Source organism: Roseovarius litoreus (assembly GCF_900142765.1).
Lineage (GTDB): Bacteria > Pseudomonadota > Alphaproteobacteria > Rhodobacterales > Rhodobacteraceae > Roseovarius > Roseovarius litoreus.
In genome coordinates, this window is the sequence record NZ_FRCB01000008.1 from 119,032 (window position 1) to 141,992 (window position 22,961).

General features: G+C 61.9%; 21 protein-coding genes. 2 read left to right on the forward strand and 19 right to left on the reverse strand.

The window, feature by feature from the left end:
• Positions 1-15: 15 nt before the first annotated feature.
• The 15 genes from F3H35_RS14950 to F3H35_RS15020 form a co-directional block, all read right to left on the reverse strand.
• On the reverse strand, positions 16-993 hold the full coding sequence (locus F3H35_RS14950; RefSeq protein ID WP_149780348.1) for a TRAP transporter substrate-binding protein: 978 nt from the start codon (positions 991-993) through the stop codon (positions 16-18).
• 83 nt (positions 994-1,076) lie between these two features.
• Complete coding sequence (locus F3H35_RS14955; protein WP_149780349.1) at positions 1,077-1,661, reverse strand: amino acid synthesis family protein; 585 nt, start codon at positions 1,659-1,661, stop codon at positions 1,077-1,079.
• Positions 1,654-2,553: a UPF0280 family protein gene (locus tag F3H35_RS14960; RefSeq protein WP_149780350.1), complete on the reverse strand. Its 900-nt coding sequence runs from the start codon at positions 2,551-2,553 to the stop codon at positions 1,654-1,656. The genes F3H35_RS14955 and F3H35_RS14960 overlap by 8 nt, the downstream gene beginning before the upstream one ends.
• Positions 2,550-4,073 carry a 6-hydroxynicotinate reductase gene (locus tag F3H35_RS14965; RefSeq protein WP_149780351.1) on the reverse strand — a complete coding sequence of 508 codons (1,524 nt, stop codon included), beginning with the start codon at positions 4,071-4,073 and terminating at the stop codon, positions 2,550-2,552. The genes F3H35_RS14960 and F3H35_RS14965 overlap by 4 nt, the downstream gene beginning before the upstream one ends.
• Before the next feature lie 7 nt (positions 4,074-4,080).
• The gene (locus tag F3H35_RS14970; protein ID WP_149780352.1) at positions 4,081-6,855 is read right to left on the reverse strand and encodes a molybdopterin-dependent oxidoreductase; all 2,775 of its coding nucleotides are present in this window, start codon (positions 6,853-6,855) and stop codon (positions 4,081-4,083) included.
• Positions 6,856-6,870: 15 nt separating this feature from the next.
• A complete protein-coding gene (locus tag F3H35_RS14975; protein WP_317510611.1) occupies positions 6,871-7,710 on the reverse strand; it encodes an FAD binding domain-containing protein in 840 nt (279 codons plus the stop codon).
• A 363-nt stretch (positions 7,711-8,073) separates the two neighbouring features.
• Positions 8,074-8,700, reverse strand: coding sequence for a ferric reductase-like transmembrane domain-containing protein (locus F3H35_RS14980; RefSeq protein WP_149780354.1), 627 nt, complete (start codon positions 8,698-8,700; stop codon positions 8,074-8,076).
• Positions 8,701-8,702: 2 nt separating this feature from the next.
• Positions 8,703-9,191, reverse strand: a complete 489-nt coding sequence (locus tag F3H35_RS14985) for a peptidase associated/transthyretin-like domain-containing protein (RefSeq protein ID WP_149780355.1) — start codon at positions 9,189-9,191, stop codon at positions 8,703-8,705.
• Between the two features lie 116 nt (positions 9,192-9,307).
• The gene (locus F3H35_RS14990; RefSeq protein ID WP_149780356.1) at positions 9,308-10,960 is read right to left on the reverse strand and encodes a Na/Pi cotransporter family protein; all 1,653 of its coding nucleotides are present in this window, start codon (positions 10,958-10,960) and stop codon (positions 9,308-9,310) included.
• Positions 10,961-11,005: 45 nt separating this feature from the next.
• Entirely contained in the window at positions 11,006-11,803 is a 798-nt protein-coding gene (locus F3H35_RS14995; RefSeq protein ID WP_149780357.1) for a phosphodiesterase, read from the reverse strand.
• Positions 11,804-11,805: 2 nt separating this feature from the next.
• Positions 11,806-12,615 carry a carbohydrate ABC transporter permease gene (locus F3H35_RS15000; RefSeq protein ID WP_149780358.1) on the reverse strand — a complete coding sequence of 270 codons (810 nt, stop codon included), beginning with the start codon at positions 12,613-12,615 and terminating at the stop codon, positions 11,806-11,808.
• Positions 12,612-13,505 carry a carbohydrate ABC transporter permease gene (locus F3H35_RS15005; protein WP_149780359.1) on the reverse strand — a complete coding sequence of 298 codons (894 nt, stop codon included), beginning with the start codon at positions 13,503-13,505 and terminating at the stop codon, positions 12,612-12,614. Before F3H35_RS15005 ends, F3H35_RS15000 begins: the two co-directional genes overlap by 4 nt.
• A gap of 63 nt (positions 13,506-13,568) precedes the next feature.
• Complete coding sequence (locus F3H35_RS15010; RefSeq protein WP_149780360.1) at positions 13,569-14,825, reverse strand: ABC transporter substrate-binding protein; 1,257 nt, start codon at positions 14,823-14,825, stop codon at positions 13,569-13,571.
• A 42-nt stretch (positions 14,826-14,867) separates the two neighbouring features.
• The gene (locus tag F3H35_RS15015; protein ID WP_223228431.1) at positions 14,868-15,905 is read right to left on the reverse strand and encodes an ABC transporter ATP-binding protein; all 1,038 of its coding nucleotides are present in this window, start codon (positions 15,903-15,905) and stop codon (positions 14,868-14,870) included.
• Positions 15,902-16,678: a DeoR/GlpR family DNA-binding transcription regulator gene (locus F3H35_RS15020; RefSeq protein ID WP_149780405.1), complete on the reverse strand. Its 777-nt coding sequence runs from the start codon at positions 16,676-16,678 to the stop codon at positions 15,902-15,904. The genes F3H35_RS15015 and F3H35_RS15020 overlap by 4 nt, the downstream gene beginning before the upstream one ends.
• 293 nt (positions 16,679-16,971) lie before the next feature.
• On the opposite strand from F3H35_RS15020, the gene F3H35_RS15025 reads away from it, so the two are divergent.
• Both F3H35_RS15025 and F3H35_RS15030 read left to right on the forward strand, forming a co-directional pair.
• Complete coding sequence (locus tag F3H35_RS15025) at positions 16,972-17,856, forward strand: HAD-IIA family hydrolase (RefSeq protein WP_149780361.1); 885 nt, start codon at positions 16,972-16,974, stop codon at positions 17,854-17,856.
• A gap of 166 nt (positions 17,857-18,022) precedes the next feature.
• Entirely contained in the window at positions 18,023-19,138 is a 1,116-nt protein-coding gene (locus F3H35_RS15030; RefSeq protein ID WP_149780362.1) for an NADH:flavin oxidoreductase/NADH oxidase, read from the forward strand.
• Positions 19,139-19,423: 285 nt separating this feature from the next.
• On the opposite strand, the gene F3H35_RS15035 is transcribed toward F3H35_RS15030, so the two are convergent.
• Genes F3H35_RS15035 through F3H35_RS15050 form a run of 4 tightly spaced genes read right to left on the reverse strand, consistent with a single transcriptional unit; the run spans position 19,424 to position 22,778 of the window.
• Complete coding sequence (locus F3H35_RS15035) at positions 19,424-20,455, reverse strand: 5-methyltetrahydropteroyltriglutamate--homocysteine methyltransferase (protein ID WP_149780363.1); 1,032 nt, start codon at positions 20,453-20,455, stop codon at positions 19,424-19,426.
• A 47-nt stretch (positions 20,456-20,502) separates the two neighbouring features.
• Positions 20,503-21,156: a polysaccharide deacetylase family protein gene (locus F3H35_RS15040; protein ID WP_149780364.1), complete on the reverse strand. Its 654-nt coding sequence runs from the start codon at positions 21,154-21,156 to the stop codon at positions 20,503-20,505.
• Positions 21,156-21,851 (reverse strand): GntR family transcriptional regulator, encoded by a 696-nt coding sequence (locus F3H35_RS15045; protein WP_149780365.1) that lies wholly within the window; start codon positions 21,849-21,851, stop codon positions 21,156-21,158. Before F3H35_RS15045 ends, F3H35_RS15040 begins: the two co-directional genes overlap by 1 nt.
• Positions 21,852-21,905: 54 nt before the next feature.
• Entirely contained in the window at positions 21,906-22,778 is an 873-nt protein-coding gene (locus tag F3H35_RS15050) for a fumarylacetoacetate hydrolase family protein (protein ID WP_223228432.1), read from the reverse strand.
• Positions 22,779-22,961: the final 183 nt, after the last annotated feature.

The window sequence follows — 22,961 nt, forward strand, 5'->3', positions numbered from 1 at the left end:
CCGGGTTTTACCAGATCAGAACGAGGCGACCAGCTCGCGCAGGCGGGCGACATAGGAGGTCTTGGCCCCCCATTCGGCATCCCAACGCTCGACGATATCGCCAAAGAAGTCCTGACCCACATCCTCGGTGATCTGGATGCCCGACACTTCACGCAGGCTGGCCAGCTTTTTATCTTCTTCCGCCACGAAACGGTCGATGGTGCGGTCGCAATGCATCTGCGTCACCTCGCTGATCAGGGCGCGATCCTCTTCGGAGAGCGTTGCCCAGACCGGCGCCGAAATCAGGGCCACCATGCCGAACATATGGTGGTTGGTCTCGAGGATATGCGGCGCATGTTCGTAGTAGCGGAAGTTGATGATGGATTCGTAATCCATGTCCAGCCCGTCGATCTGACCATTGGCGAGCGAGTCGTAGATCGCCGGAAGCGGCATCGGCGCGGGCGCGGCGCCGAACATCTCGAAGAAGGTGCTGATCGCCGGGGCGGGCGTGATCCGGATCCGCTTGCCGGCAAGATCGGCGGCGGAGTCGATATTCTCGCGCATAACCATCTGGCGCATCCCGATCATCGCATAGCAGACGCCGACCGTGCCGGTGGCTGCGGGCAGCGTGTCGAGGATCTCGCGCGCCTCGTCCGAGCGCAGGACACGCGCGGCATCTTCGATATTATCCACGAGGAAGGGGGCGTGCAGCGCGGCCATGTCCGGCACGCGGAAGGTCAGCTCGGCGGTGGTGAGCCACGCCATGTCGAGCGCCCCGGTTTGCAATTGCTGCAGCATGGCGGATTCGTTGCCCAGCTGGCCCGAGGGGAAGGCGGTGATCGAAAAACGCCCATCCGACCGCTCCTTGAGCGTTTCGGACATCGCGTCCACCTCCTTGTTCCAGACATGCACCGGGGGCGTGATCAGCCCCAGACGGAATTCACGCTCTTGTGCCATGGCCGGCAAGGCCAGCCCAAGCGCCACAACTGTTGCCATCATCGGCTTCAAAAACATTCTCGATCTCCCTATCGGTTACTTGTTCAAGCCCGGAGTTTTCGTCTCCGGGTCGGTATGGCGGCGCGGTCCGCGCCAGCATTCTATCGCAATCCATCCCTTCCCTCTATGTCGGCGGCGGCAAGGCCTCCGACACGCGCATGTATGCGAGGCCCGGTCGTCATGACCAGTATCAAGGCCAGTTCAGCAGCACGAGGCGCATCGGTCAGCCCGACTTCCATTGCGTCGAAATGACTGCGCACATAAGAGGCGTTCACATGGGTGATCGGCACATCAAGCCGGGTGCCCGGCCCGCCCACCTTCTTGGTGGAGGGCACGATCGCCATCGCATCGCCCAGGACTTCGCGCATCGCCCATCCCCCCGGCACATGCCAAAGCGCGCCATGCTCCAACTCGCCCGCGGCGCCGACGATGGCGCCCTTGCCATAGCCCTGCACCTGCGCGGGATCGCCGCCAAGGGCGTCGAGCATCCGGCGGGCCATCGCCTCGCCCAAGGGTTTGAGCGTGTCCATGAAGGGCGCGATGTCGGGCTCGTAGCGACCGGCGAAGGGGTTTTCGATGACCGACACCATGGCGACCCGGCGCAGAGGCACAGACGCGGGAGGGCCGAATTCGTGAAAGATCTCTTCGGTCAGGAGCGCCTGTTTGCGCAAGGTGAGATCAGGCATGTGCAAGCGCCTCCCTGTTAGGCTGTGAAATAGTCGCGAATAGCGGCAGATCGCCGACAACACGCGCGGTGCCCTGAAGAACGATGAGCGCGCCGCCGATCAGGCCGCGCGCCAGCATCGAGCGGGCCGCCGTCTCTCCCGCGTCGAGGGCGGCCGAAATCCGGTCAGGCGAGAGCGGGGCGACATGCTGCGTCACAAGCCGCGCCCCCAGATCGCTGTCGGGCGACAGAACATGCGCCGGAGCACGGGTCACGGCCGCATCGCCGGGCAGATCAACGGCATTGGCGATGAGCGTTGCCGCCGCATCGGCGGATTCCGCATCACGGGCGAGCACGGTGACACTGTCGGCGATGCCCATCGAATGGCTGCGCCCCCGCGCGCCGCTGGTGGCCACCCCGCGCCATGGGGTTTGAGGCCCGATCATGATCCGCCCCGGTGACGCGGGTGCTGAGGGATCCACCACGACGCCAAGCCTGTAAGGAGCTGCCCCTTGCGCCAGAAAGAGTGCGATATCGCCCCCGTTATTGACATAGGCGCGCACTAGCCCCGGAACGTCGGTCATCGCCGCAAGAATGGCCGAAGCCCCGGCCCCGGCCACAGCCGCCATGGGCGTGACGAAAGTGGGCAGATGGGCGCGCGCGGCACGCGCCATGGCGCGCGCCACCCGGCCTTGCAAAGGGCACTCGGGCAAGGGCCTGACGGGTTGGCGCAAAAGCGGCAGTTCGGACACAAGCTCGGACAGGAGGCTGTCGAAGCGGGTGATGGCCTGGCCATAGGCGGTCCGGACTGAGGATGCCGGGCCGTCTGCTTGCACGATCATGTCGATCGGCCCGTGCTGCAGATGCAGCCGCCCGTCGGCAAGGTGCCGGTGGAAAGGGCCTGCGCCGGTCATTCGGTGGTCCAGCCGAAGCGGTGAGGCAGCACCGGCCAGCGTGCGGGATCGCTTGCGCGGCCAAGATGGCGCAGCCCGCCCTGCGCCACCCCGGTCACGTCATCCAGCGCACGGACCGACTCCATATGGCCGCCAAGGGCCGCGTAATCAGACAGGCGCAGGGTGAATTCGATCGGAGCGACAAGTGCGGGGGTGGGTACGTAGCCGAAGGAGTTTTCCGGCATCTGCATCACGTCGACCATGTAGGTGATCCCGCCACCCGGCCAGATATAGACCTCGGCACCGCCGGAGGTGACATGGGTGAGGGTCTCGCGCACCGAGCGGGTCAGCTTGACCGGGTTTTCCGTGACCCCGGCCCGGAGCGATCCGCCCGCGCCACCGATGAACACCACCGAACAGAGCGCGGGTTCGCAATTTTCCTGCACACGGGCCACCGAGGCTGCGACAGGATCGGGCATCGGTATGGGAACGGGCTGCAGATCGGCGTCGAGCTCGTAATAGGCGGCGTGATCGCCTGTGGTCGAGACCATCAGCATCCGCAGTCCCGGCCATGCGGTCTTGGCGTCGAAGCGGTCGATGATCGACAGGGGATCGACGATGTCGGTGCCGCCCCAGCCCTGCCCCGGTTCGGCGACGCGGAAATAGCGGCCCGGGGTGCTTTTGTGGCCCTTGATGCGAATACCCGTGGGCGGCACGTCGAGAAGCTTGCCGGCCTGATGCTCGGAGAGAACCCCGGTGATATGGTCGTCCACGACAACCACCTCGTCGAGATGGCGGAACCATTGCTGGGCGAACATCCCGATGGCCGCCGATCCGCAACCGACGCGCATCCGCTCTTCGCGCTCGCCGTCGATCACGGGCGGCTTGCCGGCCTCGACCACGAGGCTGACACCGTCATCCACGGTCAGTTCCACCGCCTGACGGTTGCACAGGTGAAGCAACGCCTCGCAGGTGGCGCGGCCCTCTTTCTTGCTGCCTCCGGTGAGGTGATGCACCCCCCCGAGGCTCATCATCTGGCTGCCGTATTCCGCCGTGCTGACATGGCCCACCACTTCGCCGTTATAGCGCACCGAGGCGGTTTCGGGTCCAAGATGGCGGTCGGTGTCGATCTTGAGCTTGACGCCGCAATAGGAAAAAATGCCTTCGGTGACCACGGTCACCATGTCGATGCCATCCATCTGGCTCGAGACGATGAAGGGTGCGGGCTTGTAATCGGGATAGGTGGTGCCTGCGCCCACAGCGGTCACGAAACGGTCCGAGGTGTTGACGATCTCGCCGCCCCAGTCGCGGCCGTTATCAAGAAAGCTGACCAGCTCACCACCATCGGAGGCCATGCGATCAAGGATCACCAGAGGATCGACGCGGGTCAGAATCCCATCGACATTGGCGTAGCGATCACAGGCGCCGGCCCGCCCTTCGGCGATGTAGCACAGGACAGGACAGGCATCGCAGCGGATCTTTTCGGGCTTCTCGCGGCGCGGACGGCCCGAGACGGGCGGGGGTGCGGGCGTGTCACTCATGCTGCCCTCATCTTCTGGCGGACTGCAGGGCGCGCAGCACCTTGTCAGGTGTCGCCGGCATATCGCGGACCACGGCGCCGGTCGCGTCGCGCAGTGCGTTCAGGATCGCGGGCGCGGTGGGAATCAGCACCTGCTCGCCGATCCCCTTGGCGCCGAACGGGCCATGCGCGTCCGGGTCCTCGATCAGGATCGATTCCACTCGGGGCACATCGCCCACGGTCGGGATCAGGTAATCATGCAGGTTCTCGGTGCGCCCGGGAATGAACTCTTCCATCAGGGCAAGCCCGATCCCCTGGGCCGATCCGCCCTCGATCTGGCCTTCGAGAAGCGTCGGGTTGATCGCGCGGCCCACGTCATGCGCGCAGACCAGATCGCGGACGCGGATGGTGCCCAGTTCGATATCGACGTCGATTTCCGCAAGATGCGCGCCCCAGCCATAGGCGGCATAGGGTTCGCCCTGTCCGTTTTCATCAAGCGGCGAGGTGGGCGGATCGAAGGTTTCCTCGGCCATCAGCACATAGCCGAAGGCGTTTTCCTGACCCGCCAGCGTCGCCAGATCGAAGGCCGCAGAACCGGCGGAAATCACGCTGCCGGCAAGCTGCAATTGCGCGTCATCGCCCGCATTGAGCCTGCGCAAGAGCTGCGCCCTGAGCGCCGCCCCGGCCCTGAGCGATGCCGCCCCCGAAACGAAAGTCTGCCGCGAAGCGGATGTCTTGCCCGCATCGGGCGTCAGATCGGTATCGGCGCCCACCAGCGTGAAGGCCGAGACCGGCAGGCCAAGCGCCTCGGCACAGATCTGGGTGATGACCGTGTTGGCCCCCTGCCCGATATCCATTGCGCCCTGATGCAGAACCAGTGTGCCATCGGCCTTGATGCCAACGCGGATCGTGGACGGATTGGGCAGCGAGGTGTTGCCGCAGCCATACCACATGCCCGCAACACCGACACCGCGCCGCAGCGCGCCGCCTTCGGCACTTTGCGCCGCATTGAACGCAGCCGCCGCCGCGCGCCTTTCGGCCCATGCAGGGCGCAGAGCTTCGAGACAGGCGCGGATCCCGACACCTTGGGAAAAGACCTGTCCGGTCACCGTAGGTTGACCTGTCTGCAAGGCGTTCCGGATGCGAAACTCGAGCCGGTCATGGCCCAGCGCATCGGCAAGCTCGTCAAAAAGCGCCTCTTGCGCGATGGAGCCTTGCGGGACACCGAAGCCGCGGAAGGCACCCGCCGGCGCGCAATGGCTGTGAATGGCTGCGGCGCGCGCCTCGTAGGCGGGCAGAAAATAGGGGCCGGATGCATGGACCGGCACCCGGTTCGCCACGGTCGGCCCCCAGGACGCATAGGCGCCCGTGTTGAAACTTGCCGCAACCGTCATGCCCAGCAACCGGCCTTCGGCATCGGCGCCGATGCGCGCGGTGATCTGCGACGGGTGCCTTTTGGTGGTCGTCATCATCGAGTCCCGGCGGCTATAGACCATGCCGCAGGGTGCGCCCGTGACCCAGGCCGCCAGCGCGAGATAGGGCTGAAGTGAAAGATCCAGCTTGGCCCCGAAGCCCCCGCCGACCGAAGAAGGCAGGATGCGGATCGCCTCGCGCGGCAGGTCCATGATGAGCGCCAGATCCTCGAGGTCCATATGCGGCGCCTGCGTGCAGGCCCAAACCTCGATCCGGTTTCCGACGCGGCGGGCATAGCCTGCTTCGGGTTCGATATAGGCGTGTTCGATGAAGCCGGTGGTAAAGGTGGCCTCGACCACCGCCGCCGCTTCCTTGAGGGCGTCTTCGGGCGCACCGCGCCGCACGAAGCCTTCGGTCAGCAGGTTGCCGGGCCGCCCCTCATGCAGCACCGGCGCCCCTTCGGCGCGGGCCGAGGGAATATCGAGCACGGCAGGCCGTTCCTCCCATGTCACGGGGAAGTGACACAGATCGAGACGCTCGACCACATCGTGCGGGCCGATGATGGCGGCGACCGGCTCTCCCTTGAAGCGCGCGACATGCTCGGCGAAGACGGGCTGATCGGCGAAGGGCGGAATGACGCCGTGGCAGTTGCGACCGGGAATATCCGCTGCGGTCAGGACTGCGTGCAGATCCGGGTGGGCCGCGCGCCAAGCCGCGATATCGCCGAAGGAGAAGCCCGCATGGTGATGCGGGCTGCGCACCAGACGCACCGCCAGCGTCCCCTCGGGCCAGCCATCCGCCCCGAAAAGATCGGTCCCGAGAACCTTGGGCAATCCATCGAGCCGCTCGATCCGCGCGCCCACGGCCCCATCGGGCGGGGTGACATCCGCGCCGCCGCAATCCATGACGGCGGAAACGATCTTGCTGTAACCGGTGCAGCGACACAGGACGCCCGACAGCGCCTCTTCGACCTCTGGCCGGGTCGGTTGCGGCACACGACGCAGCAAGCCTTCGGCCGCCATAAGCATCCCCGGCGTACAGATGCCGCATTGTGCCGCGCCGTGGCGCTGAAACGCGCGCTGCAGTTTGCCCGGCACACCGCTGGACGGGGCAAGCGCCTTGACCGTCTCGACCACGCGACCCTCGGCGCGAGCGGCAGGCATGAGGCAGGCACAGATCGGCGCACCATCCAACAGCACCGTACAGGCGCCGCAATCGCCCGCATCGCACCCCACCTTGATCTCTTCGCAGTCAAAGGTATCGCGCAAGGCCGCACTCAGCCGTGCCGCGGGGGCAACGACGCCCTCGCGCGGCGCGCCGTTGAGGGTCAGGGACAGGGTAATCCGATTGTCCGTGTCAGCGACGGGCGTCGCGGGGGCGATCCTGTTCATCGGCGCTCTCCTGTCTCAGGGGTCCATGCAGCGCGCAAGCGCCCTGCGCACAAGCACCGGCACAACCGCTTCGCGATAGGCCGCCTCGCCCCGCACATCGGTGATTGGGGTCAGGCCTTCGATCAATTCGGGGCGCACCGCGCTTGTCAAATCCTTGGCGCGCGTGCCCACCAGCGCCGCTTCGAGCGCCCGCAGCCGTTGCGCCACCGGCGCACAGGAGCCGACCGCGATCGCTGCGCGGGCGATACGGCTGGACGCGTCGAGCTGCACATAGGCGGCGACCATTGCGATCGAGATGACGAGGTATTTGCGCGTGCCGAGCTTCACGAAAGCGGAGCGCCCGGGCAATGCGGGCAGATGCAGGGCCGTGACGATCTCACCCTTGTTGAGGTCAACGCGGCGCACTCCGGTCACGAAAGCCTCGAGCCGCAGGCGCCTTTGACCTTCGGGACCTGCGATTTCGACCTCGGCCCCCAGAGCCATGAGCGCCACGGTGCCATCCGCGGCAGGTGAGGCATTGCACAGATTGCCGACCACCGTCGCGGCATTCTGGATCTGCGGCGAGCCGACTTCGCGACCGGCCTCTTGCAAAGCCAAAAAGGCCGGGCCCAGATCCGCCGCCTGCAAATCCGACCAGGTGGCCAATGCGCCGATGCGCAGACCGCCTTGGGGGCGGGTGATGTCGCGAAGCGCAGACAGTCCGGTAATATCCAGCAGGTTGGCATGCTGAACGTCTTCGGCCAGGGAAGGGTAGATATCGGTCCCGCCCGCAACGATCCTGAGCTCGGGATTTGCCTGCAGGGCGGCCAGCGCCTCGGGCAGCGTTTGAGGACGAAGATACTGCGTCAAGGACACTTCTCCCATTCTGGCCGGGGCAGGATTCGGCGCCTTTCGGGGCGCGCCTGCCACCTCAACCCTGATCAAATCTTACAGAGCCTCGGGATTCCGACAAGATATTTTTCGATCCCATACCAACAATATATTCATCGACTTTTGATCTGATGATATTTTGAGCGGTAGATATGGCCCTTTTTGAAAGTGTTTTTGGCCTAAAAAGAGAAGGAATGCGGGACAGCCCAAGCGACTGATGCTGATTTATCTTGTATGTTTACATACATGTTTGACAGGTTATTTCAGGGTGCGGATTTTGCACTCCGGTGATCCTTAAAAGGAACGGCGGTTTGCAAACATGGATGGCGGCAAAGTCTTATTATAAGGTCAACGCCGCAGATTGGCCGCCCCCCTGCGCCAGACCCCTATCCAGGGCTGCAACCGATGCACTGTCAGCGCCATGGCGGCGATCAACACCGCGCATATCAGGATCTTGGAAACGGTCCCCATCGTGCCCTCGATCAGGATCGCATGGGCCACGCTGCCGACGACCACAACCGAAGCCCATGTGACATGGGCAAGGCGCCATAGCTGTGGGCGCAGGCGCAGTTTCTTGCGAAACCCGGCCAAGAGCGCTGCCGCGATCAAGGCCCACATCGCGATGACACCGAACACCGAGAACGCCGTCGGCGCCGTGAATGTCAGCGCGTCGATCATGTCCGGAGGGCTTGTGATCCAAAGGCCCACGACATGCACGGCGATGGCGAGCAACAGCGCCACGCCGGTCCAGCGATGCACCCTGCGCCCGACGGACATGGGCAGACCGGGAAGAAGCCCGGAGGCCAACAATGGCTGCAAAAGCAGAATCGACAATGCGATCACGCCGGCGAAGCCCGCCACGACATACGTGGCGCTTCGGTATTGCAGAAATTCGCTGCCCGTCGCGACGATCACGGGCACGACCATCACGCCGGCAAGCAGGCTCCAGACCAGAAGCGCCCTGAGGACAGTCACGATCAGGCAGGTTTCAGCACGAAATGTGCGCTGAGGCTGGTATCGCGAGGGCTTGCCATCACAGGGCGAAGAAACACCGTCTCGAACGTGCCGCTGTCATAGGCAAGATGCGCGTGAGGTTGTCCGAATGCCGGCACGATCTGCGGCATCTCGAGCTGAAATTCGCCGTCCGCGTTGGTCAGCGTTGCGCCATGACTGTGCGGGTCACGCTCGAACCCTTCGGTGGTATGAGCCCAGATCTGGATACGAATACCCTCGAGCGGCGCGCCATCACCCGCACGGTGCACGGTGCCGGACATCAGGAAGCCCCCGCCACCGATCCGTTCGACGATGGGCGCTCCGGGCAAGTAATTGTTCGATCCGCCGCGCATTGATTCCGTTGGAGCAAGACCCTGCGCCCAAACGGGCGACATCAGGCCGGTGCCGGTTGCCATCAGTGTCGCGGCCCCTGTCTTCATGAGGGTCCGGCGGCCAATCCTGTCTTTGGTCATGGGTAAGCCTCTTTGGTTTGAACAGGTTCATCCACTGCATGATAGTGCAAATCTGCGGTTCGGCATCATGGCTTGTCGGCCACCCACAAGGTTGTGAAGAGATCAAAAACCGGTGGTCACGATGTCGCCAGACGGCTTTCCAGAAGTTCGCCGCGTTCCTCGAGCAGGGGATAGGCGACCATCGCAAAGCTGGTGTTGAGCATCTTCAGAGAGCGCAACAGATCGAGGTGAATGGCACTGGTCTCAAAGGTCTCGGTCAGGCCTTCGCGGAGCCGTTGCAGATGAGCGCGCTGGAGTCGTTGCTCGAGATCGCGCACCCGTTCTTTCTGCTCGACGAGCTCTCGGGCCAGACCGACATCCTCGGACATCAGCACGGAAATCGCATGCTGCGCATTGCGCAGCACCACGTCATGAAAATCGGTCAGTTCGCGCCATCCATCCGCTGAAAATTGCAGATCCTCGATGTCTTTGGACCGCGCAAGTTCGACCATCTTACGCGCAACGACATCCGCGCCGGCCTCGAGATTGACCGCGATCGTCGAAAGGTCGAAGGCACGGTTTCCGGTGACATCATCCTTGCTGCGAACACGTGACAGATAGGTTCGGATATCAAGCGACATGCGGCTGACATTCTGAAATTCGGCGCGGTATCCCTTGGCGGTCGTCTCATCATAGGTCTCGAAGAGCCGCAGGGCGTCACGCAGCATGATCTCGCATCGGTGGCCCATCTCGACAAGTTCGCGTTGGGCGCAGCCGAAAGCCCGCACCGGCTGGTTCAATACCGACATATCAAGGGCTGAACGCCATTCGCCGGGCGACGGGTTTTGGGCGGGCTCGCGCACGAGTGTTGTCGCGACCCGCATCAGCGGACCGACAAACGGAAGGCTGATCAGGAGCAGCGCCAGATTGAAGAGCAGATGAAGGTACAAGGAAAGTTGACCCGCATCCGCGCCCTGCAGTCCGGTTGCCGCGTCGAATTTGACCAGCAGGGCCAAAGCCGCCGCGGCACCGCCACCGCGCAGAAACAGATTGCACCAAACCACCCTTCGGACGGCGCTGTTGGCCTTCAGAGTGAGCACGAATGCAACCACCGATCCCCCCAGATTGGCGCCGAGCACCATGGCCAGAGCCGCCTCGAGCGGCAAAAGCCCTTGCGTGGCCAAAGTGGCGAAAAGAAGCACCGCCGCGACGCTTGAATGCACAAGCCAGGCGAACAGGGCCGCAAGCAGGAATGCGACCGTCACATCTTTGGCAAGATAGAGCATCAGGGTCTCGGCGCCTGCGAGATCGGTCAGCGGCAAGCTGGCATCACGGATCAGCTCGAGCGACAGGAAGATCAGCGACAGCCCGATCAGAATACGGCCGATCTGGCGGATGCGGCGCGCCGAGCTGCGCAGGAAAATCATCACCCCGGCCAGCAGCAGAAGCGGTGTCACGATCGCGATCCGGGAATTGAGCATCAGCGCCACGAGCGACGAGCCAAGATCCGCGCCAAGCATGATCGACAGACCCGCGACGCTTCCCATGGCGCCGGTGGACACGAAGCCGGCCATGAGAACCGCGACAGCCGTGGAACTTTGCATCAGCACGGCGGTCGACGCCCCTGACATCGCGGCGGCAAACCGGTTGGACGTGGATCGGCGCAGCCAGAGACGCAATTGCCCGCCGAAGGCACGTTCGAACCCGGTTCGGACAAGGCGCACCGCCCATATCAAAAGCGCCGCAGCGGCGGCCATGTTGATGATGAACAGGACGGGTGTACTCGCCATTATGTCTCCGGGTTCTGGCCTCGTGTGCCTTGTTTTCGGATCGTCTCAGAACTTGAACGGGCCGGTGCCATGATCAAGCGGCACTGCGGTCCAGACCCAGTCAGGGCCGATGTCGATCACCGCACAGCCTGTGGGCCCCGTCATGAAGCCGATGGGGGCGTCCTCGCGGCGGTCGAGCGCGAAGGCGCTGCAGGTCGATGGCGCGGTGACGACCGTGTGCGGACCAAGCGCGCCGTGATGGACGCCATGCACATGGCCGGCCACGATCCGCACCGGCGCGGTGCGCCGTTCAAGGACCGCCGCAAGCTCATCGGAATTTTCCAGCCCGATCGCATCCATGAAGCGAATGCCTGTGCGCAAGGGCGGATGATGCAGCGCCACCAGAACAGGGCCGTCATCCGATGCATCGAGCGCGTTGGCCAGCACCGAAAAACTTTCGGGGCGCAGCCGTCCGCCGCCCTGCCCTTCGACCAGCGTATCGAGACCGATGACCGTGGTACCGTCCATGTCGACACGCCAGTCGATCAGGCCGGTGGGCGGCATCGTCGGCAAGTCGCCAAAGGCACGGCGCAAGGTTTCCCTGCAATCATGGTTGCCGGGCACGACAAGCAGCGGAAGGCCCAGCCTGTCCAGCTCGGAGCGCGCCAGATCGTAGCTTGCGGAACTGCCGTCATCGCTGATGTCACCGGTCACCAGCACCGCCTCGATCGGGCCCATGGCGTCGAGCCGAGCGCTGATCGTATCGATCGCACGGCGCAGCAGACCCGGTGTGTCAAGCCGCCCGGACGCCAGAGCACCGGGGGCGACGATATGCAGGTCCGATATTTGCAGGAGACGCGCCATCGCTATTTGATCCCCGCGCGCAGGAACGCCTGTACGAATTGCCGCTGGAAGACGAGGAACGCGATCAGAAGGGGGGCTACAGACATGATCGTTGCCGCCGAGATCACGCTGATATCCACGCCGTTCTCGGGTGCTGCGAAGATCGACAGACCGACGGTCAGCGGCCGTGTATCGGGCGAGTTGGTCACGATCAGCGGCCAGAGGAAATTGTTCCAATGGGTCGACACGGACACAAGGGCATAGGCGAGGTAGGTGGGTCGCGCCAAGGGCACATAGACCCGCCACAGGATACCGAACCAGCCGCAGCCTTCGACACGGGCAGCCTCGTGCAGCTCGATCGGGACGCCCTTGAAGGCCTGCCGCATCAGGAAGATACCGAAGGCGGACGCCATGTAGGGCATGCCGACGCCCAGGATCGTATCGAACATGCCAAGCCGCGAGACCATGACGTAATTCTCGACGATCAGAACCTCGGGCAGAATGAACAGTTGCATGAGCACGAGAATGAACACGATATCCCGGCCCGGGAAGCGCACCTGCGCGAAGGCGAAACCGGCAAGGGTCGTGACGAAGAACTGCCCGATCAGGATGACGGTCACCAACAAGAAGGTATTGAGGAAATACCGCAGCCACGGCGCCCCGTCCCATGCCGTCCGGAAATTGTCGAGCGTCCAGGGCGCCGCAAGGTTGAAATTCACCGCGTCCGACGTGGTGTGAAACGCCGCCCAGAATGCGAACACCAGGGGCGAAATCCAGATCACGGCCAGCAACAGGGCGCCAAAACTCTCGATATGTCGTGACAGGCCGCTCATTGGTAATGTGTCCGTTTGTCGAGAATGGTGAATTTGATACCTGCGACGACGCCGAGCACCACCAGGACCATGATCGTCATGGCCGCGGCCTGAGGCGCATCGAAGAAGGCAAAGGCCATCTCCCAGATATAATAGAGGATCAGCTTGGACGCATCGTTCGGGCCACCCTTGGTCAGGATGAACAGATGGTCGATCAGCTTCACGGAATTGATCAACGCATTCACCATGATGAACAAGGTTGTCGGCATCAACAGCGGCAGCACGATCCTGCGCGTATAGGTAAATCGGCTGGCGCCTTCGATATCGGCGGCTTCCTTGAGGTCTTCGGGAATGGTCTGCAGGGCCGCGAGATAGAAGATCATGAAAAAGCCGGCTTCTTTCCAGATCGTCACGATGATCACGGCCCAAAGCGCCGTTTCGGGCTGGCCCAGCCAATTGACCGTCGGCAGACCGAACAAGGACCCGATCTGATCCAGAACGCCAAGCCCCGGCGTGTAGAAAAACAGCCAAAGGTTCGCCGCGGCGATCATCGGCAGAACCGTCGGCGTGAAATAGGCGGTTCGCACGAAACTGCGCGCCGGGATCTTGGAATTGGCCCACAGCGCCATGCCAAGCGCGATGGCGATGGACAGCGGGATCGTCGCACCGGCGTAGATGAGATTGTTCGTGACCACCTTCCAGAATGTCGGGTCGGCAAAAAGGTCGGTGTAATTCTCGGTTCCGACGAATTCGCTTGGGCGGCGGCGCGTTCCACGGCTGAACACGCTTGTCCAGAGGGTGGCAAGGGACGGATAGAAGGCGAAAGCCGTGAGAAGGATCATGGCGGGCGACAGCAACAGCCAGCCGTAAATGGCCTGTCTGCGGCGTTCGATATTCACGTGCTTAGCCATGCAACCCGGCCTTTCGCCCTGACGGGAACGGGCGCCAGGCCGTAACCTGGCGCCCGATGAAGATTAACGGTAGTCCTTGAGAAGACGCTCGGCGGCGGCCTGCGCTTCGGCCAGGGCGTCAGCTGGCGACTTGGCATCCGTCAGCGCCGCCTGGATTGCATTGTTCAGCCCATCGCGGACCCGCGCCGTCTCGAAGGTCGAGAATTCGGCAACGGCGTTTTCAAGCTGATTGCGCGCGACCAGAGCGGGCGGGAATTCCACCGTATAGGCTTTGAGGGCTTCCGTTTCGTAAGCCGCGGGCGACACGCCCATATAGCCCGTCGCGATCGACCATTCCGCGGCCTGCTCGGGCGCGGTCATGAACTCGATCAGTTTGAGGGCGGCGGCGCGTTCTTCGTCTGTCGTGTCCTGGAAGACGTAGAAGTTTCCACCGCCGGTCGGCGATCCGGGACGCACATTTGCCGGAAGTTCGGCCACGCCGAAATCAAAGCTTGCGCCGTTCTTGACTGCGGTCAGGTTGCCCGTGGAGTGCCACATCATGGCAGTCTGACCTTCGAGGAAAGCCTGACGCAGGGTGCCCCACTCGACCGTACCGGTCGGCATGATGCCATGTTCGGTCGACAGGGACTTCCAGAACTCCAGCGTCTCGACAACGGCAGGATCGTCGAAATAGGTTTCAAGGCCATCCCCGGACATCAGCTCCTTGCCGTTCTGAATGGCAAGGGCCTGGAACATCCAATAGGGGTAGCCCGTGGACGGGATCATCAGGCCATATGTGTCACCCTTGGTCAGTGCCTTGCCCATGCTGACCAGTTCATCCCAGCTTGCGGGCGGGGCTTCGGGGTCAAGGCCTGCCTCGCGGAACATGTCCTTGTTGTAGTAGGCGACGATCGTCGAACGCTGGAACGGGATACCCCATGTTTTGCCTTCGATCCGGCTATTGGCCATCAAGGCGGGGTAGAAGCTGTCGAGCCATGCCGTATCGACACCTTCGATGTCCTCGAAGGCGACAATCGTTTCCTGTTCGATCAGATCATAGGCGTCGATCGAGAACATGACCGCCAATTGCGCAGGCTCGCCCGAGGCGATGGCCGAAAGGGCGCGCACGCGGGTGTCGTCGTAATTGCCCGAATAGATCGCGTTGACCTTGATATCGGGGTTTGCCTCTTCGAATTTGGCGACGATGCCATCGACGACTTCGGTCAGCGCGCCGCCGACGGCGATGGGGTAATACATCGTCAGTTCGGTTTCGGCAGCAACCGGAGCGGCAATCATGGTTGCCATGGCAGTGGACAGTCCGATCTTCCTGATAGTGTTCATGATGGTCTCCCTTGGATTGAACACGTGCGGGTGCGCCGGCCGTCAGGCCGACACGCGTTTTAGGTGGTTTGTTCGATTTCCGTCTGCGTCGAAGAAATGCAGATCCTCGTCGGCAAAATCTATTTCCAGCTCCTCTCCAGTTGGAATGGTCTGCAGCCCCGGCATCGAAATGGTCAGTCCCTTGGCCGCGGGATGCGTCAGCCCCACGAATGTCTCGGATCCGAGGAACTCGCATTCTGAAACGAGGCATTTCAGCCGGCCCTGGCCCGCCTTGGCCAGGCGCAGACTTTCAGCGCGCAGGCCGATTTTGGCGGCGCCTTCAAAGCCGGGCAGAGCCGAGCCTTCGACAAGCGCCATTGGCGGGGACCCGACGAATTCGGCGACAAAGGTGTTGGCGGAGCGGTAATACAAGCTCTCCGGTGCGCCGACTTGCTGAATGCGTCCGTCCTTCATCAGGACCACGATATCGGCCATGCTCATGGCCTCGGTCTGATCGTGGGTGACGTAGATCACGGTGATCCCCAGATCGACCTGCAGTTTCTTGATGTCCTTGCGCACCGAGGCGCGCAGCTTTGCATCGAGGTTCGACAGCGGCTCATCCATCAGGCAGAGCGGCTGGTTCGCCACGATCGCGCGGGCCAGTGCGACGCGCTGACGCTGGCCACCCGACAGCTCGCCGGGCTTGCGCGCCTCATAGCCGAGCAAGCCGGTAATCTCGAGCGCGCGACGGAGCTTTTCGCGCCGTTCCGCCGCTGCGACCTTGCGGACCTTGAGGCCGAAGATCACGTTTTCGGCGACACTGAGATGCGGGAAAAGCGCATAGGACTGGAACACCATGGACAGGTTACGCTCGGAGGGCGCGGCCGTGGTCACGTCCTTCCCGTCGATGATGATCCGCCCCTCATCCGCGAGCTCCAACCCCGACAGCAACCGAAGGGTCGTGGACTTGCCACAGCCTGACGGCCCGAGAAGCGCAACGAAAGACCCGCGCGGAATGGAAAGGGAAATGTCCTCGACACCAAGCTGGCCGTTCCAGCGCTTGGCCACGCCATCCAGTTGAACGAATGCGTCTTCCATCATTCGGCCTCCTCTGCAAATACGATCCGCTCGCCCAGAGGCTCGATCAGATGGTGAAACTGGTCAGACGGCGGGCGGTCACAGATGATGGTGTCCAACTCCGAAAGACTGCCGCCGACGGATGGGGCAAGCCGTCCGAACTTGCTGCGGTCAATCACGAGGATGGATTTTTGCGCGTTGCGCCACATCTGATAGGTGGCGCGGACCTCGGCCTGGTGAAACTCCAGAAGCCTGCCATCAAGGTCGATGCCCGCGGTGCCGAAAATCGCGAACTCGGCCCGATAGCGGCTGAAGAACTCCACGACCTCCTCTCCGACGAAATCACGGTCAGGAAGACGGATTTCACCACCAGGCACAATGATGCGGTTTGATATCTCTTCGCTGAGCGCCATCGCCACGCTCAGGTTGTTGGTGATGACCGCCAGTTCCTTCTTGCGGTGCAGCGCACGCGCGACGCTGAGGGCCGTTGAGCCGATCGAGATAAAGATGGTGGAGCCATCAGGGATCAGCGCAGCGGCACTGCTGGCGATGGCGCGCTTGCCGACAAGATTGGTGCCCGCGCGCTGATCGAAAGGGGTATTCCCCCGACCCTCTGCCAGCTCGATGCGCCCATGCGAGCGCTGCAGGGCCTGCCCGTCGCAGAGCGTATCAAGGTCACGCCGGATCGTCTGCATGGACACGCCGAACATCTCGGCCAGCGCACCAACGCTCATGCCGCCCTGCTCTTGCACGACCTGCTGTATCAAATCGCGTCGCCGGATTTTCTTCGACGCCATGACCGACTCCCCCCGTTTTGATTGATTGTTGGCGAATAAAAACGACAAAGCAACATTTTTTTGGATTGACCCACTGCTGCCCAGACACGCCATAAATCCAAAATGCCCTATTTTATTGCACTGACCCCTGCGAGTCGTGAGATACATTATGGATGTAACAACAATATTAAATGTAGCTTTGTGGTTTTCACTTTTATTTTCCGGAAGGCGTTGTAAGTTTGAAAAGGTCAGGGCAGGCACCTGCAAACGTCGCGTCGCGATCTTTCGACGCTTGAAGGGGATGCGCCACTCATATGGATAATGTCGCCACCATATTCGATCGCTACGAAGCCGTTCGACACCGCCTGCCGTCTGCCGAGTTTTCCCCGGGAACGACGGCGATCACCTCCTTGCGTGACATCGCCGACCAGGCGGACGCCTTCATTTTCGATGCCTATGGGGTGCTCAATATCGGGGAAAGCGCCATTCCGGGCGCGTCGGACCGTCTGGCCGATCTGCGAAAGTCCGGGCACCAGATTCGCATTCTGTCCAATGCGGCAAGCTACAATCACGAAGGGGCGCTGACCAAATTCCAGAAACTGGCGATGCATGTGCGAAGCGACGAGATCGTCACGAGCCGCGATGCCGCTTTGGCAGGGCTCGAGACCGGGCTATGGGGCTGCATCGCCGCGCCACAGGATGATCTGTCGGACATCCCCGTGCCGACCCGCCGCTTGGTGGATGAGCCTGCCTGCTATGATCTGGTGGACGGGTTTCTGTTCCTGTCAACCGAAGCATGGTCGGTGGGCAGACAGGAAACCCTGGAAGCATCGCTGCGCAAGACCCCAAGGCCACTCATCATCGCGAATGCCGACCTTGTTGCACCGCGTGAACATGGTTTTTCCCTCGAACCCGGCTATTTCGGGCACCTGCTTGCGGATCAGGGCTTCGACGACATCCGGTTCTTCGGGAAGCCCTATTCTCAAGTCTATGACATGATCGAAGCCTCTCTGCCCGGAATTGCACCGGATCGTATCGTGATGTGTGGCGACACCCTGCATACCGACATTCTGGGTGCGGCGGCCCGCGGATGGAAAACCGTTCTTGTGGAGATGGACGGGCTGTTTTCAGGTCATGACACCAGCACCTATTGCAACCGGGCGCGGATATATCCGACCTGGACACTGTCGCGAATTTGAAGCCGATCGACCGATCACATTGGTGGATTGACGGCTGAGCTGAGGTGGATCGTGCAACAGGTTAATGGCGCGCGTGTCGGCAACGGGTCACACCTCGTGACAATCCAGAGAAATGCAGTTTAAGTGACGGCCGCTGTCTGACCCTGACTGACAAGGAATAGATCGAATGAGCAAACTCTTCTCGCCGTGGATGCTTGGGCCGATGAAGCTTGAGAACCGGATCGTCATTGCGCCGATGTGTCAATACTCCGCCGTCGACGGGAATGCTCAGGATTGGCATATCATCCATCTGGGCAACCTGGCCCTGTCGGGCGCCGGAGTGCTTGTGATCGAGGCAACGGCCGTCTCACCCGAAGGGCGGATCACACCAAGCGATTTGGGCCTGTATTCCGACGAGAACGAAACCGCGCTGAAACGCGTGATGGACGCGGTCACAAAGCACGCGATCTCGCCCATGGTCATACAGCTTGCCCATGCCGGGCGTAAGGCCTCAAGCCAGACGCCGTGGCAGGGCGGCGCACAGATCCGCCCGGATGAGCCCGGTGGCTGGAAAACGGTCGCCCCCTCTGCCTTGCCGCATGCATCAGGAGAGGACGTGCCAGTGGCGCTCGACGAAGCGGGTCTGGAGAAGGTTCAGAAAGATTTCGCCGCGTCTGCCCGCCGCGCAGTGGCCCTCGGTTTTCGCGGTATCGAAGTGCATATGGCGCATGGATACCTGCTGCATCAGTTCCTGTCTCCGATCGCAAACGAACGCACGGATGCCTATGGCGGAAGCCTTGAAAACCGGATGCGCTTTCCGTTGGAGATTTTTGATGCGGTCAAGGCCGCCGTCCCGGAGGATATCCCGGTCTGGGTTCGCGTGTCCGCAACGGACTGGGTCCCGGGTGGCTGGGACATAGAGGACACAGTTGCTCTGGCCCACCGCATGAAGGAGCGCGGCTGCGCGGCAATTCACGTCTCTTCAGGAGGCGTGTCTCCTAAACAGCAGATCCCGCTGTCCGACGGCTATCAGGTCCCCTTCGCCGCGAAAGTGAAAGAGGCCGTGGGATTACCGACCATAGCCGTGGGCCTCATCACCGACCCGGCCCATGCAGAAGCGATCCTGGAGAAAGGCGAGGCTGATGCCATCGCTCTTGCGCGAGGTATGCTCTATGATCCCCGCTGGCCGTGGCACGCCGCAGCGCAACTCGGGGCGGAGATCGAGGCCGCGCCGCAATACTGGCGGTCTCAGCCGCGCCAGTATAAGGCGCTCTTCAAGAATGCAACGGTGGGTCAGAGGTAGGGACCAGCCACTGAACTTTCCTCCGTTTCGGACCGGAGTACCTTTGGCTTGATATGCCGATTGGCGTGGGTGGCGCGGCGGCCCCTTCGGATCGCGCGGCGCGTCTCTCGATTGCGATAGAGGTGTGCGGTGGCGGTTCCGACTTGGGGCTTTGCTTTCGTGACGTTTATGCTTTCCTGCGTCGCTTGCTTAGCGCGAACCGGTAGACCTGTGGGAGATCACAACAGGCCACATCTACGGCTATGCCTCAAACAAGCGACGCCCAAGGCATTCGATCGCTGGACCTCAATTGAACATGGCGCGGGCCATGGCGGCGCCTTCCACAAGCGCGGCCAGTTTTGCCTGTGACAGCTCTTGTGTCAGGTACTTCATACCGCAATCCGGTGCCGCCACGATATTCGCAGCAGGAATCACGGACGCTGCCGCAACCAATGTGTCTCGCACCTCTTCCGGCGTCTCGGCGGTGTCTCTGCCAAGGTCAAGCGCCCCGATCAGAAACCCTTTCTTCATGCCGGCGATCAGGGACAGGTCCAGCCGTGGCTGCGATACTTCGATCGAAAGCTCGTCAGCCGCGCAATCGTCAAGCTCGCGAAGGAAGGAATAGCCCTGAGGTTTCGTCTGATCCATGATGTAGGCATAGCCGAAACACATATGGACCACCGTTCTCCCGGCCGCCCCTTCAAGCGCCTTGTTGATGGCCTTGATGGCAAATAGGCGGGCAGATTCCGGCTCCGCCTGCATATAGGGTTCATCAAGCTGAACGATATCGACCCCGCTTGCGAAGATATCTGCGATCTCGTCCCGCAAGACATCGGCATAGGCAAGCGCCAACGCTTCCTCGTCAGGGTAGTATTCATTTAACGCCTGCATCGCCATCGTGAATGGACCGGGCAAGGTCATTTTCGTCAGGCGTCGGGTGCAGCGGCGCAGGAAAGCGGCCTCGCGGGCCATCACCTGCTCGCGCCGCTGGATCGGACCAACGACACGCGGCACCACCATCGGGCGTCCGCTACGACCCGTCTTGGTGCCCGGATTATCGAGGTCGAGGCCATCCAGTGAGGTCGCGAAATGGTTCGAGTAACTCTCGCGGCGCACCTCGCCATCGGTTATGATATCAAGCCCGACCTCTTCCTGATCGAGAACAGCCAGACGCGTTGCCGCATCTTGCGCCTCGGCCAGATCAGCCTCGGCCACCTTCCAAAGCGAAAGGTCGCGCACACGCGGCGGCCCCTTGGAGCGCAGCTTCGCGCGATCGATCAGCCAGTCCGGCTGCGGGTAGCTGCCAACAAGGCTCGTCGGGAAGAGTTTGTCGTACATGAAGGCCATCCTATTGCTTCAAAATTGGCTCAGGTCGCAGTGTCGTTTCACGCGAAGGTGCTGATTTTTTCTGTCGCCTCACGCACGATCCCGTTCTCGATCGGCAGGCAGCTTTTGGGGAAATCCTGAACGAACTCCACGCCCATGGACTGCGCCTCATCACAGAACCTTGCCAGGACGTCGATCTGAGGGGCGATGAACCGGTCGTGCAGTACAAGAACCGTCCAGTCGTCACGCGCAAGATCGGCAAGTGCAGGCTCTATCCAGTGCCTGTGCGGCGGCTGCCAGTCTCCGGGCGCCGACGTCCAGGTGACGACGGTAAAGCCATTCTGTGCAAGATATTCGACCGCCTCGGGACACAAGAGATGCGTTCCCAAAGCACCTCCCCCATTCGGCCGGAAAAATTTGCGCGGATGCGCCAGCGTTCCAAGCTTCTGCTGTGCCAGGCCAATCTCATCGGCAAATCGCCTTGCGCCATCCTCGCCACCAAGCGGGGCACCATGCGTAAGGGTATGGTTGCCGATCCAATGCCCCTCGGACATGGCCCGTTCGGCAAGGGCTCGCGCGTTTGGATCGTCAAGACGCGCGCCCACCATAAAGAATGTCGCAAAAAACTTTCGCTCGGCCAGAAAGGTCAGAACCTTCTCGGTCGCGCCCGGCCATGGCCCGTTATCAAAGGTGAGGGTCACTCGCTTTGGCATCAGTCGGCCGCCTCGTCGGCATCCTGCAACGCCTGACGCAACAGCTTGCCGGTGCGATTGTAGTGGGTCATCAGCTTTTCGACGGCCAGATCCGCATCCCGAGCCAGCGCCGCCTCTGCGATGCCTTCATGCTCGTCGGTTACACTTCGCGGGGCGGTGCCGCCATATCGCGAAAGGTGTCGGTAGCGACTGTTTTCATCAAAGAACTGACTGCACAAACGAAGCAATGTCTCTGAGCCGGACCCCGCATTGAGCGCAAGGTGAAACTCGCGGTGATATGCCTCCCATGCCGGATCGTAGGTCTCCGAAGGCGCGATGGACTGCAGTCTGTACAGGGCAACGACGATACCCTCTTCCCATTCAGGGCCACCGCGTTCGATGGAAAGGCGCAATGCGCGTTCTTCGACAAAGGATCGCACATGAAGCAGCTCGTCAAACTCGCGTCCACTGATGCCGGCCACACGGAACCCGCGCTGATCCTCGCGCACGACAAGGCCATCGGATACCAAGGAACTCAACGCTTCACGAATAGGCGTCGCCCCAACCCCGATCTCCCGGGAGAGATGTTCGATCTTGAGTTTCGTCCCCGGCTTCAGTTTGCCGCTGATGACGGCATCCCGGATGCGCATATGCGTCTCGCTGGTACGTGAGCGGAACGCACGGGGATTTTCCGAAACCTTTTGATCCAATCGCATGTCACCCTCGATTTTCGTTTTGGCCCGGCTGCGTGTCAGCGCAGCTGGACGTCCTTATGCACTGAGCCGTTCTGCCATAACAGGATTGCTGATCGTTCCGATCCCTTCAATCTCTACCTCAACGGTGTCGCCATCGCGCATCCAAACCTGAGGGCGACGCGCATGGCCGACGCCGCTTGGTGTCCCCATGGCGATCAGATCGCCAGGTTCCAAGGTCATGATCTGCGACAGGATCTCGATGGTCCGGAATGCGCTGAAGATCATTTGATCGGTATTCGAATCCTGCATGATCTTGCCGTTGAGCCGCGTCTGTATCCGCAAACCGCTCGCTTCCTGTGGCAACTCGTCCGCCGTGACGATGCAGGGGCCAAGCGCGCCGGTGCCGTCAAAATTCTTGCCCGCTGTCCACTGTGCGGTCAGCCGCTGATACTCTCGGATGCTGCCATCGTTGAACGCCGTGTAGCCAAAAATCACCGAACCTGCATCAGCGGCGGCCACATGTCGGCAACGGCGGCCAACGACGATGACCAGCTCCGCTTCATAATCCAATTGCTCGGAACATTCCGGCAAGATCATCGGATCTTTCGGCCCGATCATCGAGCTCGGCGCGCGCAGGAACAATGCAGGGTAATCCGGGACGGCATGCCCGCCTTCCTTGGCGTGATCCGCATAGTTCAGACCAAGACAGATGATCTTGCCAGGATTGGGAAGCGGCGAAAGCAGCCGGCAATCTTCCAGAGAGACGCGCTCGACGCCCGGGTCCGACAAACGCTTGCCCAGCGCCTCATGCACGGCAGGCTCCGCGCCGATGAGGTCCAGCATCGTTTCCGGGGCTTTTGAAGAAAGGCTCGCGATATCAACGACATCCGCACCGACAATAGCGCCCAGCCGAACGCGTCCATCTGTTTCATACCTTGCGTAGCGCATCTTCCCTCGCTTGCATGTCTTCGATCAAAAGCAATCATCAGCTTGTCGGGACTATTATCGATAAAAATTACTTTCTCAATACATTTTCAAAAATATCGATTTTAATTGACTCACGAACGGGCGCTCGTAGAATTCCACCTGCAGCAGTGACGACCTGTCGCACTGCAGGACGAAACAAGGTGC

Coding starts and splice junctions, on each gene's coding strand:
- F3H35_RS14950 (WP_149780348.1), bottom strand. CDS start 993: ATGTTTTTGAAGCCGATGATGGCAACAGTTGTGGCGCTTGGGCTGGCC.
- F3H35_RS14970 (WP_149780352.1), bottom strand. CDS start 6,855: ATGAACAGGATCGCCCCCGCGACGCCCGTCGCTGACACGGACAATCGG.
- F3H35_RS14995 (WP_149780357.1), bottom strand. CDS start 11,803: ATGGCGCGTCTCCTGCAAATATCGGACCTGCATATCGTCGCCCCCGGT.
- F3H35_RS15050 (WP_223228432.1), bottom strand. CDS start 22,778: ATGCGCTACGCAAGGTATGAAACAGATGGACGCGTTCGGCTGGGCGCT.
- F3H35_RS15040 (WP_149780364.1), bottom strand. CDS start 21,156: ATGCCAAAGCGAGTGACCCTCACCTTTGATAACGGGCCATGGCCGGGC.
- F3H35_RS15020 (WP_149780405.1), bottom strand. CDS start 16,678: ATGGCGTCGAAGAAAATCCGGCGACGCGATTTGATACAGCAGGTCGTG.
- F3H35_RS15045 (WP_149780365.1), bottom strand. CDS start 21,851: ATGCGATTGGATCAAAAGGTTTCGGAAAATCCCCGTGCGTTCCGCTCA.
- F3H35_RS14955 (WP_149780349.1), bottom strand. CDS start 1,661: ATGCCTGATCTCACCTTGCGCAAACAGGCGCTCCTGACCGAAGAGATC.
- F3H35_RS15015 (WP_223228431.1), bottom strand. CDS start 15,905: ATGATGGAAGACGCATTCGTTCAACTGGATGGCGTGGCCAAGCGCTGG.
- F3H35_RS15025 (WP_149780361.1), top strand. CDS start 16,972: ATGGATAATGTCGCCACCATATTCGATCGCTACGAAGCCGTTCGACAC.
- F3H35_RS15000 (WP_149780358.1), bottom strand. CDS start 12,615: ATGAGCGGCCTGTCACGACATATCGAGAGTTTTGGCGCCCTGTTGCTG.
- F3H35_RS14965 (WP_149780351.1), bottom strand. CDS start 4,073: ATGAGTGACACGCCCGCACCCCCGCCCGTCTCGGGCCGTCCGCGCCGC.
- F3H35_RS14990 (WP_149780356.1), bottom strand. CDS start 10,960: ATGGCGAGTACACCCGTCCTGTTCATCATCAACATGGCCGCCGCTGCG.
- F3H35_RS15030 (WP_149780362.1), top strand. CDS start 18,023: ATGAGCAAACTCTTCTCGCCGTGGATGCTTGGGCCGATGAAGCTTGAG.
- F3H35_RS15010 (WP_149780360.1), bottom strand. CDS start 14,825: ATGAACACTATCAGGAAGATCGGACTGTCCACTGCCATGGCAACCATG.
- F3H35_RS14960 (WP_149780350.1), bottom strand. CDS start 2,553: ATGACCGGCGCAGGCCCTTTCCACCGGCACCTTGCCGACGGGCGGCTG.
- F3H35_RS15035 (WP_149780363.1), bottom strand. CDS start 20,455: ATGTACGACAAACTCTTCCCGACGAGCCTTGTTGGCAGCTACCCGCAG.
- F3H35_RS14985 (WP_149780355.1), bottom strand. CDS start 9,191: ATGACCAAAGACAGGATTGGCCGCCGGACCCTCATGAAGACAGGGGCC.
- F3H35_RS15005 (WP_149780359.1), bottom strand. CDS start 13,505: ATGGCTAAGCACGTGAATATCGAACGCCGCAGACAGGCCATTTACGGC.